This is a genomic window from Salipiger sp. PrR007 (assembly GCF_010499845.1).
Taxonomy (GTDB): Bacteria; Pseudomonadota; Alphaproteobacteria; order Rhodobacterales; family Rhodobacteraceae; genus Salipiger; species Salipiger pacificus_A.
Window position 1 is genome coordinate 118165 of the sequence record NZ_JAAGOZ010000050.1, and the last position, 17743, is coordinate 135907.

The following is a 17743-nucleotide window of genomic DNA, read 5'->3' on the forward strand; positions in this document are numbered from 1 at the left end:
GCCGTGAGGCCCTCGCCGAGGGTTGACGCAGCGACCTCCCTCGGAAAGGATCGGGCCTGACGTGCCCGCGCGCGCCAAGTCGTTTTTCCGCCTTAAATTTTTACTCCGGATCCAATTGCATGCTGCACCGACTCGCCCGCCTTCTGATGCCTCTCGCGCTGGCCCTGGGCGCGTCGTCCGCTCTCGCCCAGGACTACCTCGGCTCCGAGCGCTGCATCACCTGCCACGAGGCCGCCGGGGCAGCCTGGGAGGGCTCGCACCATGCGCTCGCCTGGACCGAACCAACCGCGGACACCATCCGCGCGAATTTCGACGGCACCCAGTTCACGCTCGGCGACATGCAGGCGCGCTTCAGTCTCAAGGAGGACGGCACGCCCCATGTCAGCGTCACCGAGCGAGACGGGGTGACCACCGAATACGACGTGCATTCGGTGATCGGCGTCGAGCCGCTGCAGCAATACATCCTCGAGACCGAGCCGGGCCGCCTGCAAAGTTTCGACGTGGTCTGGGACACCGAAAAGGGCGGTTGGTTCCACCTCTACCCGCAGCAGAACTACGTCCCGGGCGACGGACTGCACTGGACCGGCCCCTACAAGACCTGGAACAGCCGATGTGCCGCCTGCCATGCGACGGGCTTCGAGGCCAATTACGACCCGCAGGCCCGCAGCTTCGCCTCGACGCAGGTCGAGATCGGCGTCGGTTGCGAGGCCTGCCACGGCCCCGGTTCGGCTCATGTAGACTGGGCGGAAACCTACGAGACCACGCAGGAGGCGCCGCCCCCCGCACATGGGTTCACTGTCGACATGTCGCAGCCCGCGCAGATGATCGAACAGTGCGCCTCGTGTCATTCCCGGCGCGAACCCTATCTCGACGGCAACCCGGTGCCCGGCACGCCCTACCACGACACCTACAATCTTTCGCTGCTCCGCGAGGGCGCCTATGAGGCCGACGGGCAGATCCTCGACGAGGTCTATGTCTACGGCTCCTTCCTGCAATCGAAGATGTATGCCAAGGGCGTCAGCTGCTCGAACTGCCACCTGCCGCATGAGGCCGAGCTGATCGCCGAGGGCAATGCCGTCTGCGCCCAGTGCCACAGCCCGGCGGGCAACCCCGAGTTCCCCTCGCTGCCGCTCAAGGTCTTCGACGGGCCCGAGCACACGCACCACCCCGAGGGCTCGGCGGGCGCGGAGTGCAAGAACTGCCACATGGTCGAGCGCGTCTACATGGGCAACGACTGGCGGGCGGACCATTCCTTCCGCATCCCGCGCCCCGATCTGAACGCCGAGACCGGCGCCCCCGATGCCTGCACCACCTGCCACGAGGACCAGAGCCCCGAATGGGCCGCCGCCAAGCTCGAGGAGTGGTTCCCCGAAAGCACCCACCGCGGCCCGCATTTCGGCGAGGTGCTCGCCCATGGCCGCCGCGACCCCGCCCGCGCCGCGCCCGAGCTGCGCAGCCTCTCGCAGGACAGCGACATGGCCGGCATCGTGCGCGCCACGGCGATCTACCTGCTCGAGCAGGCGGGCGACCCCGCCGAGGCCGCGGCGCTGGAGTCGCTGCTCAGGGACCCTGACCCGCTGGTGCGCAGCGCCGCCGTCCGGCTGCAGCGCTCCGCCCCGGCCATGGAGCGCGCGCCGCGGATCATGCAATCGCTCTCGGACCCCTCGCGCTCGGTGCGCATGGCCGCGGCGCAATCGATGCTCGACGCGCAGATTGCCCATATGCCCGGCCGCTACGAACAGGCGCTGCGCGGCGCCTTTGACGAATGGCAGGCCTCGATGGCCAGCCGTCTCGATTTCCCGGAAACCCACTTGCAGATGGGCGGCATGGCCCTGGTGATGCGCAACTTGCCCGCCGCCGCCAATGCCTTTGCCGAGGCGACCCGGCTCGACCCGCAGCTCACCGACGCCTGGATCATGCAGGTCCGCATCGCCTTTGCCTCGGGCGACGAGACCCGCGGCCGTGCGCTGCTGAACGAGGCGCTGGAGAAGACCCCCGACAATATGACCCTGCAGATGATGCGCCGCGAGTTGACCGGCGAGGAGATGGACCTGATGCCCCCGCCCTCGGCCGACTAGGCGGACTAGGCGTCCCGTCGGGCAAAAGGGGGCTCCGCCCATGCCACTTTGCGGCTCTCCCCCGGGATATTTGGACCCAAGAGACAGGGCGGGCGCAAAGGCCGAAGGGGAGAGCGATGCCCGCCCCCTTCTCTTTCCAAATATGCCCGCCGGAGCCCGGCCTCAGCGCGCGAGCCAGCCGCCGTCGACGTTCAGCACCGCGCCCGTCACGTAGCGCGCCGCGCGGGAGCAGAGGTAAGCGGCGGTGCCGCCGATGTCCTCGGGATCGCCCCAGCGCCCGGCGGGGATGCGCTCGAGAATGGCCTTGGAGCGTTCCGCATCCGCGCGCAGCGCCTCGGTGTTGTTGGTGGCGATATAGCCCGGGGCGATGGCGTTGACGGTGATGCCATGCGGGGCCCATTCATTGGCAAGGATCTTGGTGATCCCCGCCACGCCATGTTTAGACGCGGTGTAGGCTGGCACCCGGATGCCGCCTTGGAAGGACAGCAGCGAGGCGATGTTAACCACTGCGCCCTCCTGTCCTGTCGCGATCAGCTCGCGGCCGAACGCCTGGCAGGTGAAGAAGAGCGCCTTCATGTTGACGTCGATCACCGCGTCCCAGTCTTCCTCGGAATACTTGATGCTGTCGGCGCGCCGGATGATCCCCGCATTGTTGACCAGCAGCGAATAGCCCGCGCCCTTGAACACCTCCTTGGCCGCCATCGGGTCGGCGAAATCGAGCAGCAGGCTCTCCGCCTTGCCGCCCGCCGCCTCGATGATCCCCACCGTCTCGTCGCAGGCGCGGCGCCCGGCGCAGGTGACCGAGGCCCCCTGCCCGGCAAGCGCCACGGCGATGGCCTGGCCGATGCCGGTGTTGGCACCTGTGACAAGCGCGCGCTTTCCCTCGAGCGAGAAGAGCCCGGACATCAGCGCAGATCCTTGGGCTGGATGAAGTCCATGTCGGTGTAATCGACGTTGTCGCCAGCCATCGCCCAGATGAAGGTGTACTTGCCGATGCCCGCGCCGGAGTGGATCGACCAGCTCGGGCTGACGACGCCTTCCTCGTTCGCGACGAAGAGATGCCGGGTCTCGTCGGGCTCGCCCATCAGATGCAGCACGCGGCTCTCCTCGTCCATGCCCCAGTAGAGATATGCCTCCATACGGCGGTCATGGATGTGGCTGGGGATGGTGTTCCAGACCGAGCCTTCCTCCAGCGAGGTATACCCGAGGATCAGCTGGCAGCTCTCCATCACCTGCGGGTGGATGAACTGCTTGATGGTGCGCTTGTTCGAGGTCTCTGGCGCGCCCATGGTCACCTCGACGCAATCGGCCAGGGTGATCAGCTTCGACGGGTAGCTCTTATGCGCCGGGCAGGACGTGATGTAGAAGCGCCCCGCGCCGGAGAAGGACACCGCGCCCGTGCCCATCCCGAGGTAAAGCACATCGCCTCGGCCCATCTCGTAGGTCTCGCCCCCGGCCTCCACAGTGCCCGCCTCGCCGATGTTGACGATACCCATCTCGCGGCGATCGAGAAAGCTCGGAGTCCGGGTCTCGTCCACCACGTCGAGCGTCAGCGTGCCGGCGCCGGGCACCGCGCCGCCCATGACGAAACGGTCGTAATGGGTGTAGACGAGCCGGATCTCGCCCTCGCGGAACATGCCCTGGGTAAGGAAGTGCTCGCGCAGCTCCTCGGTCCACATGTCGCGGGCCTGGGTCGGGTGGATGGCGTGGCGGGTTTCGACGGTCAGCATGTGCTCTCTCCCAGAATCTCTGCCTACGCGGCCGGGGCCGGTCAGGCTGTCGCGGCCAAGGAACCACGGATGGCCCTCGCCTTCAAGATGTTATCATACAACATTGCGAAGCGGTCAGATGTCCGGGCGCCGCCTTGCTCCCGGATCGCCAGCCTAGGCACTGCCGGCCATCTTCTTGAGATAATTGCGGGAAAACTCCCGCCTGTCGCCTCGCCAATGGGGTGGAAGACCGAGAGCGCGCGGCGATCTCCCCGCCACCGGACATGGACAGCCCCGAGGAAACCTGTATTATATGTATGACCAAGCCAGGAACAAGAAGACCAAGAACGTGACCGAGCAGAAAGTCAGGACGGCCCGCCCCTCGCGCGGCAGCGGCAAGACCCTCGTCGAGCAGGTGCGTGACCGCCTGCGCGCGCAGATCGAGAGCGGGCAATACGCCCCCGGCAGCCGCCTGCCGAGCGAGGCCAAGATGACCGAGGAGTTCGAGGTCAGCCGCACCGTGGTGCGCGAGGCGGTGGCGTCATTGCGCTACGACGGGCTGGTGGAGCCGCGGCAGGGCGCCGGGGTCTTCGTGCTCGACCAGCGCCCCGAGCTGGACCTGCCGTTCCAGAACATCGATTTCGTACGCATTTCCTCGATGATCGAGATGCTCGAACTGCGCACCGCCGTCGAGGTCGAGGCGGCGGGGCTCGCCGCCCTGCGCCGCTCGCCCGCGCAGGAAGAGCTGATCCTGCAGGCGCTGGCGGCGCTGCGTGCCAAGGCCGCATCAGGAGAGCCGACGGCGCCGGCGGATTTCGAGCTGCATCTCGCCATCGCCGATGCCACCAACAACCCGCGCTTTCGCGACTTCCTGTCGATGATCGGGGCAAGCCTGATCCCGCGCCACGCGCTGAGCGACGGCACCGATGCCGCCACCGCGACCTACCTGCAGGCCATCGACGCCGAGCACGAGGCCATCGTCAGCGCGATCATCGACGGCGACGAGGACGACGCACGGCGGGCCATGCGCCTGCATCTCAAGGGCGCGCAGTCACGCTACCGCAACCTGCTGCGCAAGTCCGGTCAATAGGCCCAACAGGAGGCTCTCATGAGCAATTTCCCCGTCGTCTTTCCCGACACCGGCGTCGCCCGGCAAGTGCTGGCCGACAGCCCCGAGCTGATGGTCGTCTCATTCCGCTTCGAGACCGGAGCCAAAGGCGCGATGCATCACCACCCGCATGTGCAGTCGACCTATTGCGAGAGCGGGCGCTTTACCTTCTTCCTCGGCGACGAGAGCTTCGAGGTGAAGCCGGGCGACAGCTTCGTCATCCCCTCCAATGCCAAGCACGGCTGCGAGTGCCATGACGCCGGGCGGCTGATCGACTGCTTCACCCCGCGCCGCGACGATTTCCTCTGAAACAGGCGCTCACGCCTGCCCCAGGGCCCGTGCCTGATCGGCCTCGTCCATGCCCATGACCTGCCCGTCCTGCGCGCGCTTCACCCTTTGCTGGTGGCCGCGCGGGCTGATGCCCATCTGCCGCTTGAAGGCCCGGCTGAAGTAATAAGGGTCGGCATAGCCGATCTCCTCGGCCACCTGCGACGGGCTCATGCCGCGCTCGAGCAACGACATGGCCCGCTCCATCCGGCAATACTCCTGGTACTGGCGCGGCGTACGCCCCAGCCGGTCGCGGAAGGCGCGATGGAAATAGTCGTCGTTGTAGGGGGCTGCCTCGACCGCCTGCGCCGCAACCTCGGGATCGAGCGGTGCGGTCGAGATTTGTGCCGCCGCCTTCATCACCGCCAGATCGATCGCCGCCGCCCCGTCAATCGGCACCGCCCCGCCCTGCCGCCAGCCCAGGAAGGCATCATCGATGAAGGCGATCAGAAAGACCATGAAGAGGTGGTGCTGCATCAGCGTCACCGAATTCGGCGGCGCGCTCTGTCGGTAGCTGCGAATGAGCGGCGCCAGCTCGTCCCAGCGTGACAGCCGCACCTTCCGCCGCAGGTCCATCTGCGCGATGAGGTCGGTGTCGCCGTAGATGCCGAGCGTGAAATGCTGCGCCAGCCCGGTGTAGAGATCCGCGCCCTCGTTCCAGCCGCAGAAGGCTTCGCCCCGCCGCAACAGCATCGCCTCGCCCGGCGCCAGCGGGAAGCGCTCCTTGCCCACGATGTACTCGCCGCGCCCCTCGAGCGCGATCACCAGGTCCTCGACCGGGTTTTCCTTCTCGATCCGCCAGAGCCTCGAGTGCTGCATGCGGATCGCCGAACGGGTCAGCGTCAAAGTCAGCGCGGAGGCGGGCACCCGGTCGAGAATTGAACCTCCGATTTCGTCCATCTTTTTCGCCATCTTGGTGAATTCAATCCACGCTCGCCATCTGTCATGAATTCATCATACAACTGTACAGGACCGCCTGTCACCCGCCAGCCCCGAGGAGGGGGCAAGCTGACGTCACGGGACGGGCGATTTCCGCACAGTTCGGGAGGACATATGCTTATTTCGCCGAAGTTGGCCGCCGTTTCGGCAGGTCGGGGCACGGGAGGCAGGCCATGACGCGCAAGCGCGCCCTGGGACTTGGCTACCTCGCGCCCTATATCATCGGACTTCTGGTCTTCACGATGATCCCCTTCGGGGCTTCGCTCTATCTCAGCTTCACCGACTACAACCTCATGTCGGCACCAAGATGGACGGGACTGGAGAACTACATCGATCTCTTCACCAAGGACCGGACGTTCAGACGGTCGCTGACGGTGACGCTCATCTATGTGTTCACCACGGTGCCGCTGAAGCTCGCCTTCGCGCTCTTCATCGCCTACATCCTCAACTACAAACTGAAGTTCATCAACTTCTTCCGCACCGCCTTTTACGTGCCGTCGATCCTTGGCGGGTCGATCGCCATCGCGGTGCTGTGGCGTTACATCTTCGCCTCCGAGGGGCTGGTGAACATGATGCTCACCGGGCTCGGCTTCGAGGCGGTGAACTGGTTCGGCGATCCGCAAAACGCGCTCTTCACCATCACGCTGCTGCGCTGCTGGCAATTCGGCTCGGCGATGGTGATCTTCCTCGCGGCGCTGCAGTCGATCGACAAGTCGCTCTACGAGGCCGCCGAGATCGACGGCGCGAGCAAGGCGCATTGCTTCCTGTTCATCACCATCCCGCTGATCACCCCGGTGATTTTCTTCAACCTGATCATGCAGATGGTCCAGGCATTCCAGGAGTTCAACGGCCCCTACATCATCACCCAGGGCGGCCCGCTGAAGTCCACTTACCTCCTGCCGATGTACATCTACGACGAGGCCTTCCGCCGCTTCGACATGGGCTATGCCTCGGCCATCGCCTGGGTGCTCTTCGTGATCATCATGGTGCTCACCCTCGCGGCCTTCTGGTCCTCGAAGAAGTGGGTCTACTACGCCGGCGACAAGCGGAGCTGAACATGACCGATATCTCTCACGCCTCCGATGTCCTTTCCGCCGGTGCCGACGGCCTCGCCGAAGCCCGCGCGGCCAACGCCCGGCAGATCCGCAACGCGAAAATCTCGGCCGCGGTGCGCTATGTCATCCTCTTCGGGGTTGGGCTCTTGATGCTCTACCCGCTGATCTGGCTGGTCGGCGCGTCGTTCAAGACCAACGCCGAGATCTTCGCCAACCCCGGCTTCATCCCGCAGGAGCCCACCGCCGAGGGCTATGTGAAGGGCTGGGAGACCTCGACCCCCTACACCTTCGGGCGGTTCTTCCTGAATTCCTTCCTGATCATCATCCCCAAGGTGATCGGCACGGCGATCAGCTGCACCATGGTGGCCTACGGCTTCGCCCGTTTCGACTTCCCGCTGAAGAAGCTGCTCTTCGGCTCGGTGATCGCCATCCTGCTACTGCCCAACGTGGTCACCCGCATCCCGCAGTACCTGCTGTTCCGCGATCTGGGCTGGCTCGATAGCTTCCTGCCGCTCTGGGTGCCCTCGGCCTTTGCCGGCGACGCCTTCTTCGTCTTCATGCTGGTGCAGTTCCTGCGCGCGATCCCCGGCGACATGGAAGAGGCGGCGCGGGTCGATGGCGCGAACAGCTGGCAGACGCTGGTGTTCATCGTGGTGCCGATGCTGGCCCCCGCGCTGATCTCGGTGTGCCTGTTCCAGTTCATGTGGACGATGAACGACTTCCTCGGCCCGCTCATCTACATCAGCTCGGTCGACAAGTATCCGGTCAGCCTGGCGCTGAAACTCTCGATCGACACGACCGAGGCGTTCGAATGGAACCGCATCCTGGCGATGTCGGTGCTCACCATCACGCCCGCGCTCATCGTGTTCTTCATGGCTCAGAAATACTTCATCGAAGGCCTCTCGGCCGGTGGGGTGAAAGGATAATCGCAATGGCACGTCTGCAACTCAGCAAGCTCGAAAAGGTCTATGGCGGCGCGTTCAAGGCGGTGCACGGGATCGACCTCGACGTGGAGGAAGGCGAATTCATGGTGCTGGTCGGCCCCTCGGGCTGCGCCAAGTCCACCACGCTGCGGATGATCGCCGGACTCGAGGAGGTGACCTCTGGCGAGATCCGCATCGGCGACCGCATCGTCAACGCCCTGCCCCCCGGCAAGCGCCGCATCGCCATGGTGTTCCAGAATTACGCGCTCTATCCGCACATGAAGGTACGCTCCAACCTCGCCTTCGGCCTGCGCCTCGCGCATGTGCCAAAAGCCGAGCGCGAAGCCGCGGTGCAGGAGGTCGCGCGCATCCTCGAGATTGAGCCGCTGCTCGACCGGCTGCCAAAGCAGCTCTCGGGCGGCCAAGCGCAGCGCGTGGCTTTGGGCCGCGCGCTTATCAAGAAGCCCGAGGTGTTCCTCTTCGACGAGCCGCTGTCGAACCTCGACGCCAAGCTGCGCGCCTCGATGCGGGTGCGGATCACCGACCTGCACAAGCGGCTGAAGGCCGAGGGGCGCCCGTCGACCGTGGTCTACGTCACCCACGACCAGACCGAGGCGATGACCATGGGCGACCGCATCTGCGTGATGAAAGACGGCCACATCATGCAGGTCGCCACCCCGAAAGAGCTGTACGACCGCCCCGCCAACCTCTTTGTCGCGGGCTTCATCGGCTCGCCCGAGATGAACGTGATCGACGGCGAGATCGAGGGCACCGACTTTCGCCTCGGCGGGCAGGTGATCGCGCTCGACGAGGCGGTGCTGAACCGGATGCAGTCGAAGCCGCAGGAGGCGGCGCTCGGAATCCGCCCGCAGCACATGAAGCTCTCGGCGGGCAACGGGCTGACCGCCCGCCTGCGCTCGGCCGAGTTCATGGGGCACGAGGTCTACCTGCATGCCGTGCTCGAGGGAAAGCAGATCACCACCGTCGCCGGTGCCGCGGAATATGACGCGCTCGACCGTTCCGACGAGCGCATCCGCCTGACGCCCGATCTTGCCCATGCGCATATCTTCGACCGCCAGAGCGGCGCGAACGTATCCCTGCCCCTCGCGGGCTGATCCGAAAACTTGGAGGAGGAGTTTTCAAAATGAAGTCAACGATCAAAAAGGCGCTGCTTGCAAGCGCACTGGTGCCCTGTTCGCTGTCATCTGCCACCAGTATGGCAAACGCCGCCGAGCTGCGGATGAGCTGGTGGGGGGGCGACTCGCGCCACGTCGCCACGCAAGCAGCGCTCAAGGCCTGCGGCGAAAAACACGGCCACAGCATCGCGCCCGAGTTCACTGGCTTCTCGGGCTACCTCGAGAAGCTCACCACCCAGATGGCCGGCGGCACCGAGGCCGACCTGATCCAGGTGAACTGGCCCTGGTTGCCGCTCTTCTCGCGCGATGGTACCGGCTTTGCGGACCTGAACGAGCTCGGCGCGGTGGATCTGTCGCAATATCCGCAGACCGACCTCGACGGCGTCACTGTCAAGGGCCACGTGCAGGGCATCCCGGTGTCGACCACCGGCCGTGTCTTCTTCTTCAACACCACCACGCTTGAAGAGGCCGGGCTGAGCGCGCCGACGACCTGGGAAGAATTCTTCGGCACCGCCGAGGCGCTGCGCGACAAGGAGGGCGAGGAGTACCGCCTGTTCAACGCCGTCTCGGAAAGCGCCCAGCTGCTGGTCTCGCTCGCGGTCACCCAAAAGACGGGCAAGGACCTCGTGGACCCGGAAACCAACCGCGTCGCATGGACCCCCGAAGAGCTGACCGAAGGGATCAACTTCTACCAGCGCATGGTCGACACCGGTGCCATCCAGTCGCGCCAGGACGAGGCCGCCGAGGGCAACGTGAAGCTCTACGAAAAGACCGCCTGGGCCGAGGGCAAGATCGCCGGCTCCTACGAGTGGGACAGCACCTACTTCAAGTTCTCCGATCCGCTGCAGGACGGAGAAGTGCTGGCCGCCGTGCCGATGGTGACCTTCGAGGACGCGGTGACCCAAGGCGTCTACCGCAAGCCGTCGATGCTCTTTGCCGTGTCGAAGAACTCCAAGAACCCCGAGGCCGCAGCCGAAATCCTCAACTGCCTGGTCAACGAGCCCGAGGGCATCGACGCGCTTGGCGACACCCGAGGCCTGCCGGCCTCGAAGGTAGCGCTGGAGCGGCTGCAAGCCGCCGGCCAGATCAAGCCCGAGCTGCTCGAGGCACATGAGATCATGATGGCCTCCGAAGGCCCTGCCGTGTCGCCGTTCAACGAGCACCCCGAGCTGCGCGCCACCTTCGTCGATACGCTCGAGGAATTCGCCTACGGCATGGTCAGCGCCGAGGAAGCCGCCGCGTACATCATCGAAGGCGCCAACGACGTGCTGAGCCAGTTCGACTGACCTCGGACCTGAGGTCTTCCAAGGGGGCGGCCCGCCACTCCGGGCCGCCCCGCATCCCCAAGACGAAAGTCCGCCCCATGACCCTCCGTTGCGCCGCGGTGACCCCGCGCATGGCCGTGCTTTGCCTCGCGCCGCCGCCCGCCCGCTTCACGCTCGACCCGGCCCGCCCCTGGCGCCTCAGCCGCAACGGCGAGACCGTCGCCGAGGGCATGGCGTCGCGCGTGGTGCTGCCGCTGGGCCCACTGGAGCCGGACAGCGATTATGCCTTCCACTGCGGCGGCGAGACCCTGAGCTTCACCACGGCCCCCTGCCCCGGCGCGCTGGATTTGACCGACTTCGGTGCCCGCGCGGGCCTGCCCGACACCGCCGAGGACGCCGCCGCGAACGCCGCCGCCTTCGCCCGCGCCATTGTCGCGCTGCCGAAGGGCGGTACGCTGATCGTCCCGCCCGGCCACTGGGTCTGCGCCCCGGTCGAGCTGCGCTCGGACATGATCCTGCACCTTTCCGAAGGCGCCACCCTTGTCGCCCCTTCCGACCGCAGCGGCTGGCCGATCCTGCCCGCCCGCAACCCCGACGGCACCATGCTCGGCTCCTGGGAAGGGCTGCCCGAACCCTGCTTCCGCGCACCGCTGCACGCCATACGCACGCGCAACCTGACCATCGAGGGTCTCGGCACGCTCGACGGCGGCGGCGACCGCGGCGACTGGTGGACCTGGGCCAAGGAAACGCGCGAGGGCGCCCGCCGCCCGCGCGGGCTGCATCTCATCGACGCCGAGGCCACCCGCCTCATCGGCTTCACCATCCGCAACGCGCCAAGCTGGACCATCCACCCGCAGGGCTGCCACGATCTCTTTGCCGCCTGCCTGACCATTCAGGCGCCGCACGACAGCCCCAACACCGACGGCTTCGATCCCGACATGTGCGAGGACGTTACCATCCTCGGCACGCATTTCTCGGTCGGCGACGACTGCATCGCGATCAAGGCGGGCAAGCGCGGCGACAAGGGCGAGGCGGACCACCTGCGCCCCACCCGCCGCATCACCGTTCAGCATTGCCTGATGGAGCGGGGCCACGGCGGCTGCGTCATCGGCTCGGAGATGTCGGGCAGCGTCACCGACGTGACCGTGTGCGATTGCGAGATGGTCGGCACCGATCGCGGGCTGCGGCTGAAGACCCGGCGTGGCCGTGGCGGCGAGATTGCCCGCATCTTCATGCGCAACGTGACCATGGACGGGGTGCTCACCGCCTTTTCAGCCAACGCCCATTACTTCTGCGACCACGACGGCCATGCGGACTGGGTGCAGTCCCGCGCGCCCGCCGCGGTCAGCCAACTGACGCCGCGCATCGGCCAGATCACCGTCGAGGATGTCGAGGTGCGCAGCCTGGCCCATGCGCTCGGCGCCTTCCTCGGCCTGCCAGAGGCCCCGATCGGCCCGATCCGGCTCTCGAAGGTCACCTTGGTCTCGCTTGATCCCGGCGCGCGCCCCGAGCCGCCGCTCATGGCCGATGGCGTGCGCGCCCTGCGCCACGCGGGCGTGCGCGCCGAACACGCCACGGTCGTTGGAGATCTGTCTGCCGACGCCGCCCCGCTCAGCACCGACGACGTCCTCAACCGGAGCCTCGCCCAGCCATGACCCTTCCCGATGTCCTGGAGTATTTCGACGCCTTCGCGGCCCGCTACAGCCATTACAAGGCCGGCAGCTGGTGCTACGAGGACGGCTGCGTCTACCGTGGCCTCGCCTTGCTGCACGAGGCCACCGGCGAGGCGCGCTGGTGGGATCACCTCAGACGCCTGACAGATGCGCAGATCGCCCCCGACGGCACGCTGGCGGGCTACCGGATCGACGAGTTCAACATCGACCACATCCTTGCCGGGCGCTGTCTCTTCCACCTCGCCGACGAGACCGGGGATCCGCGCTACATGGCAGCCGCCGGGCATCTCGCCGAGCAGCTCTCACGCCACCCGCGCACCGCAGCAGGCAACTACTGGCACAAGCAGCGCTACCCGCAGCAGGTCTGGCTCGACGGGCTCTACATGGGCCTGCCCTTCCAGATCGAATACGGGATACGCCAGGCGCAACCCGCGCTGGTCGAGGATGCGCTGGCGCAGCTTGCGCGCGCGCTCGAGCTGACCCGCGGCCCGGCGGGGCTTTACGTGCATGGCTACGACGCGGCAAGGGCGCAGGACTGGGCCGATCCCGAGACCGGCAAGTCGGCGGCGGTCTGGGCGCGCGCGGTGGGCTGGCTTGCCATGGCCTTGGTCGACATCTCGGCGCTGGTTCCCGAGCGCGCGCCGAAGCGCCAGACCCTCGATTTGCTGAACTCCGTCGTGCGCCAGCAAGCCGCGTCCGGTCTCTGGCCGCAGGTGCTCGACGCGCCGGACCTGCCGGGCAACTACGAGGAAAGCTCGGCCTCGGCCATGTTCGCCTACGCGCTGATGCGCGGCACCGAGCTCGGTCTGGGCGAATGGTTCGACGCCGGGCAACGCGCCCATGATGCGTTGATCGACTCCCGGCTGGAGACGGAAGGCGGCGTGACTCGGCTCACCGGTATCTGCCACGTGGCGGGGCTCGGCGGCTTCGATGGCAAGATGCGCGATGGCTCGCGCGAGTATTACCTCAGCGAGGAGATTGTCGAGGATGATGCCAAGGGCGTCGGCCCGCTGATGATGGCGGCGGCGCAGCGGCTCACCGCCCGCGCGCCCGCCTGACGGGTCAGATAGCCAGCAGCGCGCGCACCGGTTCTGCCAATGCCGCGCCGATCGCGCGGGTGTTCGCCGCGTCGAGGTGGATGCCATCCACCGGCGAGGCCTGCGCGACGGTTCCTGCATCGAAGACGGCCACGCCCATCTCTTCTGCCAGCGCCGCGTAGAGCGGGGCGAAGAGCGCCGATTGCTCGGCACGGATGGGGCTGTCGGAGGCGCCCTGCGCAGGCGCGGTGCAAAGCGGCGGCGCGACGATCAGCACCTTCGGCACCGCGCTGGCGGGCGTGTAGGGAAAGCCCCGCACCAGCTGGATCAGTCGGCGCATCCCCTGCTGTGCGCTGATCGCCATCCCGCCGAACTTCGGCTTGAGATCGTTTGTACCCAGCAAGATTATCACTGCATCGAGCGGCATATGCGCCGCCAGCGCCACCGGCAGCGTGCGCGTGGCGTTGCGGTCACAGGGCGCGGCGTGATCGTCGAAGGAGGTGGTGCGCCCGCCGACCCCGTCGGCCAGCACCGTGACACCAGGAAGCGCCTCGGCCAGCACCGAGGGCCAGAGATCGGCAATCGCGTGGCGCTGCGCGCCATTGGCGGCGTCGTGCCCCCAGGTGAGGCTGTCGCCATAGCAAAGTATCCGGGCCATGCTGTCTCCCTAGCTTATCTGAGGAAAACCATAGAGCTGCTGCGGGTTCTCCACCAGTGCGCGGTGCTGCGCGTCATCCGGCAGCCAGCTCATGGCGAGATCCAGCAGATGAGCGTCGTCGGGATAGTCCTCGGTGCGGCTGGCCGCGTTGTGCGGCCAATTGGTGCCCCAGACGATGCGCTCGGGGGCGTGAGCCCCAATCTCGCGGCTGAGCGCGGCGATGTCGGGATAGTCGGGGCCCGACGTCGTGGTCGCCTCGTAGCAGCCGGCGAACTTGAACCAGCACCGGCCCCCGTCGATGAGCCGCTTGATGGTGGCGACATGCTCGGGGGTGATGCCGCCGAAGATCTTGCCGTGGTGGTCGAGCACCCAGTTGGATCTCAGCTTCGCCAGCCTCAGCTCCAGCTCCGGGAGCGCGGTGCCATCGAATTGCACCGCCATCATCCATCCCGCCGCATGGGCGCGCGCATCCACCGCCTCGAGGTGATCGAGACCCACCGCCCCGCCGGGCAGGTCCATGATCCGCGCGCCGACGATCCCGCTCTCGGACAGCCGCGTCATCTCCGCCTCCGAGGTCTCGCCGGTGATCACCGCCACGCCGCGCGCGCACTCGCCCATCTCGGCAATGCAGGCGAGCAGGCTGGCGTTGTCCATCTGGTGCCCGTTGCCCTGGGTGATCACCACCCGGTCGATGCCGAGCCAGCCCATGGTCTTGCGGTACATCTCGGGGGTGGGCAGAGGCTCGGCGGGCACGCCTTTGCCATCCGCCCGCCAGCCGTAGCCCGGCAGGTACATGTGCATCTGCGTGTCGCAGGCGCCCTTGGGCATCCGGGTCCTGGGCTTTGCGCCGGTGAGCTTGCGGTCGATCATCGTCGGTCCTTCGAGGCGATATGAGGTGAGAGGCGGAACGCCGTCAGGACGTTCAGCCCTTCGGCGCGAAATCCTTGAGGGCAGCGCGGTCGATCTCGATCCCCAGTCCCGGCGCGTCGGGGATGCTGACCCAGCCGTTCTCATGCTCGATGGGTCGCGTCACCACTGCCTGCCGGAACGGGTTGTGGGTGCGGTCAAACTCCATGATCGGCTCGATCGGACCGCGTCGCACCGGGTCGGGCACCATCGCCGCCATGAACTGCAGAGCGGCGGCGATCTGCACCGCGGTGCCCCAGACGTGCGGCACCACGCGCACCCCGTGCAGCGTGGCAAGATCGGCCACGCGCTTGGCCTCGGTGAAGCCGCCGACGCCGCAGAGGTCGGGCTGGGCGATGTCGATCACCCGCCGCCGCAATGGCTCGGCGAATCCCCAGCGGGTGTGCCATGTCTCGCCCCCCGCCACCGGGATTGGCTGGCGCGCGCGCACCTCGGCATAGGCACCCAGCTGCTCTGGGATCACCGGTTCTTCGAACCAGTCGATGTCATACTCGGCAGCGGCATTGCCGACCCTCACCGCCTCGATCACGTCATAGCCGTGATTGCCGTCGATCATCAGCCGGGTCTCCGGGCCGATGGCCTCACGCACCGCCTTGATCACCTGCAGGTCCTCTGCAGGATCGAAGCCGATCTTGATCTTCACCGCGTGGAACCCGTCCGCCGCGTGGCGGCCGGTCTCCTCGGCATTGTCCGAGACCCGATCCACCCCGTCGCGCTTGAACGAGCCGGTGGCATAGGCCCGCACCTTCTCGCGGAAGCGCCCGCCGAGCAGGGTCGAGACCGGCACGCCGAAGTGCTTGCCCTTGATGTCCCAGAGCGCGATGTCGATGCCGGAAAGCGCGCAGACCGAGATCCCCCGCTGCCCCTGATCGCGCAGCGCGTTGTAGAGCACGGCCCAGTGCTTCTCCGTCTCCAGAGGGTCCTTGCCGATGAGCCAGGGCGTATAGGCCTCGACCATGGCGCGGTTCGGTCCCGCCGGGCCGAGGCATTCGCCCCAGCCCGTGGTGCCGTCGTCGCAGACCACCTCGACCAGCAGATGCACCCGCCGATCGAAGCGCATGGAGGCACTTTCAAACGCCGTCTCCAGCCTGTGTTCCAGAAGATGGGTGCGGATCTCGGTGATCTTCATGGGTCTGTCCTTGCCTTACTGGTGCGCGTCGATCAGGGCCTTGAGGATCTCTTCCTCCTCGCCGGTAAGATCCGAGAGCGGCGCGCGGACTTTCCCGGCGTCGAAGCCGACCAGCCGCACGCCCGCCTTGATGGCCGACACCGCGTAGCCCTTGCGGCGCGAGCGCAGGTCCATGAAGGGGTAGAAGAAGCTCTTGAGGATGTCTTCGCAAGTGGCGCGATCGCCTGCCCGCAGCGCGGCGTAGAACTTGTTGGCCAGCGCCGGCACGAAGTTGAACACCGCCGAGCTGTAGGTGGTGAAGCCCGCACCCAGATAGGCCTCGGCGAACAGCTCCGCCGTGGGCATGCCGCCGAGGTAGGTCAGCCGGTCGCCCATCTTGGCGGTGATCTGCCGCACGAGGCCAATGTCGCCGGTGCCGTCCTTGAAACCGACGAGGTTCGGGCAGGCGTCGCAGAGCCGCGCCAGCGTGTCGGCCTGCAGAACGGCGTTGTCGCGGTTGTAGACCATGACGCCCATGCCGGTGGCATCGCAGACCGCCTTCACGTGCTCGTAGAGACCTTCCTGAGGCGCATCGATCAGGTAGTGCGGCAGCAGCAGGATGCCGTCACCGCCCGCCGCCTCGACCGAGCGCGCGATGCCCTTGGCAATCTCGGTACCGTAACCGCAGCCCGACACGATTGCGGTCTTGCCGGCGCTTTCCTTGGCGGCCCTGACGATGACCGGGATCTCGTCCGGGGTCAGCGAAAAGAACTCGCCGGTGCCGCCCGCGGCAAAAAGCACCGGGGCGTCGAAGCCCGAGAGCCACTCGACGTGTTTCTGGTAGGGATCGGCGGCAAACCTGTTGTCGGCGTTGAACGGGGTGACCGGGAAGGAAAGCAGGCCGGAGCCGAGCGCCTGTTTGATCTGTTGCGGGTCCATGCGAGGGTCCTCTTTCTGGGGCGCGCGCGTGCGGGCCTGTGGGGTGTTCGGGGATGTGTCAGCTTTGGTGAATGGGCTCGTCGGTAAAGACGCCGCCCTGGTATTTCGCCACCGAGTCCTCGGGGCCGGGCCGCGGCACCGTGCGGCGGATTTCCTCGGCATAGTCCTGGGAATTGTCCTGCGGCACCCAGCCGAGGAAGGCGGCGTGGGAATTGTCCCACCAGCCCATGTCGTTCGCCGATTGCCCCCAGACCACGGTGCAGCCGAGCCGCGGCGCGGTGAAGGCGGCCATGATCAACGAGGTGAAATCGCGCGGGCTGAGCCAGGTCGACAGCATCCGCCAGTTCTCGGGCTTCGGGGTGCAGGAGCCGATGCGCACCAATGCGCTCTCCTGCCCGAACTTGTCGTGGTAGAGGCTGGCCACCGCCTCGCCGAAGATCTTCGACACGCCGTAGAGCCCGTCGGGCTTGAAGGGGTCGGTGTGCTTCAGCCGCTCTTCCTGCCGGTAGTAGCCGATGGTGTGGTTGGAGCTGGCAAAGATGATCCGGGGCATGCCGTGCAGCCGCGCCGCCTCGTAGAGATTGTAGACGCCGCGCAGGTTGGCCGCCTCGATCAGGTCGAAGTTCTTTTCCACCGATATGCCGCCAAGGTGCACCACCCCGTCGCAGCCCTCGACCAGCGCCTTGACCGCGCCGCCGTCGGCGATGTCGCAGGGCACGAAGCTCTCGTTGGCGCCAAGGTCGGTGATCTCGGTGATGTCCGACAGGCGCAGTTCCTCGGCGTGGGGCTTCAGCGTCTCGCGCAGGATGGTGCCAAGCTGGCCCGCCGCGCCGGTGATCAGGATACGTTTCATCATCATGT

General features: G+C 66.8%; 17 protein-coding genes. 9 read left to right on the forward strand and 8 right to left on the reverse strand.

Annotated features, from left to right (window positions below; all coding sequences use genetic code 11):
- Window positions 1-119: 119 nt before the first annotated feature.
- The gene (locus G0Q01_RS19615; RefSeq protein WP_235940277.1) at window positions 120-2078 is read left to right on the forward strand and encodes a multiheme c-type cytochrome; all 1959 of its coding nucleotides are present in this window, start codon (window positions 120-122) and stop codon (window positions 2076-2078) included.
- Between the two features lie 162 nt (window positions 2079-2240).
- On the opposite strand, the gene kduD is transcribed toward G0Q01_RS19615, so the two are convergent.
- Together kduD and kduI are read right to left on the reverse strand one after the other, a co-directional pair.
- Complete coding sequence (gene kduD, locus G0Q01_RS19620; RefSeq protein ID WP_164191889.1) at window positions 2241-2984, reverse strand: 2-dehydro-3-deoxy-D-gluconate 5-dehydrogenase KduD; 744 nt, start codon at window positions 2982-2984, stop codon at window positions 2241-2243.
- Window positions 2984-3808 carry a 5-dehydro-4-deoxy-D-glucuronate isomerase gene (gene kduI, locus G0Q01_RS19625; RefSeq protein WP_164191891.1) on the reverse strand — a complete coding sequence of 275 codons (825 nt, stop codon included), beginning with the start codon at window positions 3806-3808 and terminating at the stop codon, window positions 2984-2986. The genes kduD and kduI overlap by 1 nt, the downstream gene beginning before the upstream one ends.
- Window positions 3809-4100: 292 nt before the next feature.
- Here kduI and G0Q01_RS19630 point away from each other — a divergent pair, with 292 nt between their 5' ends.
- Both G0Q01_RS19630 and G0Q01_RS19635 read left to right on the forward strand, forming a co-directional pair.
- On the forward strand, window positions 4101-4877 hold the full coding sequence (locus G0Q01_RS19630) for a FadR/GntR family transcriptional regulator (RefSeq protein ID WP_108965033.1): 777 nt from the start codon (window positions 4101-4103) through the stop codon (window positions 4875-4877).
- 18 nt (window positions 4878-4895) lie between these two features.
- Window positions 4896-5204 (forward strand): cupin domain-containing protein, encoded by a 309-nt coding sequence (locus G0Q01_RS19635; RefSeq protein WP_095880583.1) that lies wholly within the window; start codon window positions 4896-4898, stop codon window positions 5202-5204.
- A 9-nt stretch (window positions 5205-5213) separates the two neighbouring features.
- On the opposite strand, the gene G0Q01_RS19640 is transcribed toward G0Q01_RS19635, so the two are convergent.
- Window positions 5214-6122, reverse strand: a complete 909-nt coding sequence (locus G0Q01_RS19640; RefSeq protein WP_164191893.1) for an AraC family transcriptional regulator — start codon at window positions 6120-6122, stop codon at window positions 5214-5216.
- A 212-nt stretch (window positions 6123-6334) separates the two neighbouring features.
- On the opposite strand from G0Q01_RS19640, the gene G0Q01_RS19645 reads away from it, so the two are divergent.
- From G0Q01_RS19645 to G0Q01_RS19670, 6 genes are all read left to right on the forward strand, one after another.
- Window positions 6335-7216 carry a carbohydrate ABC transporter permease gene (locus G0Q01_RS19645; protein WP_164191895.1) on the forward strand — a complete coding sequence of 294 codons (882 nt, stop codon included), beginning with the start codon at window positions 6335-6337 and terminating at the stop codon, window positions 7214-7216.
- Window positions 7217-7218: 2 nt separating this feature from the next.
- Window positions 7219-8142 (forward strand): carbohydrate ABC transporter permease, encoded by a 924-nt coding sequence (locus G0Q01_RS19650; protein WP_164191897.1) that lies wholly within the window; start codon window positions 7219-7221, stop codon window positions 8140-8142.
- 5 nt (window positions 8143-8147) lie between these two features.
- Window positions 8148-9254 carry an ABC transporter ATP-binding protein gene (locus G0Q01_RS19655; RefSeq protein ID WP_164191900.1) on the forward strand — a complete coding sequence of 369 codons (1107 nt, stop codon included), beginning with the start codon at window positions 8148-8150 and terminating at the stop codon, window positions 9252-9254.
- Between the two features lie 29 nt (window positions 9255-9283).
- On the forward strand, window positions 9284-10561 hold the full coding sequence (locus G0Q01_RS19660) for an ABC transporter substrate-binding protein (protein ID WP_164191903.1): 1278 nt from the start codon (window positions 9284-9286) through the stop codon (window positions 10559-10561).
- Between the two features lie 77 nt (window positions 10562-10638).
- On the forward strand, window positions 10639-12195 hold the full coding sequence (locus G0Q01_RS19665; protein WP_164191905.1) for a glycoside hydrolase family 28 protein: 1557 nt from the start codon (window positions 10639-10641) through the stop codon (window positions 12193-12195).
- Window positions 12192-13271, forward strand: coding sequence for a glycoside hydrolase family 105 protein (locus tag G0Q01_RS19670; RefSeq protein WP_164191908.1), 1080 nt, complete (start codon window positions 12192-12194; stop codon window positions 13269-13271). Before G0Q01_RS19665 ends, G0Q01_RS19670 begins: the two co-directional genes overlap by 4 nt.
- A 4-nt stretch (window positions 13272-13275) precedes the next feature.
- Here the strand turns inward: G0Q01_RS19670 and G0Q01_RS19675 are convergent, their stop codons facing one another.
- The 5 genes from G0Q01_RS19675 to G0Q01_RS19695 are packed head-to-tail and all read right to left on the reverse strand — an operon-like array spanning window position 13276 to window position 17741.
- Window positions 13276-13908 (reverse strand): SGNH/GDSL hydrolase family protein, encoded by a 633-nt coding sequence (locus tag G0Q01_RS19675; RefSeq protein WP_164191911.1) that lies wholly within the window; start codon window positions 13906-13908, stop codon window positions 13276-13278.
- 9 nt (window positions 13909-13917) lie between these two features.
- Window positions 13918-14778, reverse strand: a complete 861-nt coding sequence (locus tag G0Q01_RS19680; RefSeq protein WP_164191914.1) for an amidohydrolase family protein — start codon at window positions 14776-14778, stop codon at window positions 13918-13920.
- Between the two features lie 52 nt (window positions 14779-14830).
- On the reverse strand, window positions 14831-15964 hold the full coding sequence (locus tag G0Q01_RS19685) for a mandelate racemase/muconate lactonizing enzyme family protein (protein WP_164191917.1): 1134 nt from the start codon (window positions 15962-15964) through the stop codon (window positions 14831-14833).
- A 15-nt stretch (window positions 15965-15979) separates the two neighbouring features.
- The gene (kdgD, locus tag G0Q01_RS19690) at window positions 15980-16882 is read right to left on the reverse strand and encodes a 5-dehydro-4-deoxyglucarate dehydratase (protein WP_164191920.1); all 903 of its coding nucleotides are present in this window, start codon (window positions 16880-16882) and stop codon (window positions 15980-15982) included.
- 58 nt (window positions 16883-16940) lie between these two features.
- Window positions 16941-17741, reverse strand: a complete 801-nt coding sequence (locus G0Q01_RS19695) for an NAD(P)-dependent oxidoreductase (RefSeq protein WP_235940278.1) — start codon at window positions 17739-17741, stop codon at window positions 16941-16943.
- Between the last annotated feature and the right edge of the window lie 2 nt (window positions 17742-17743).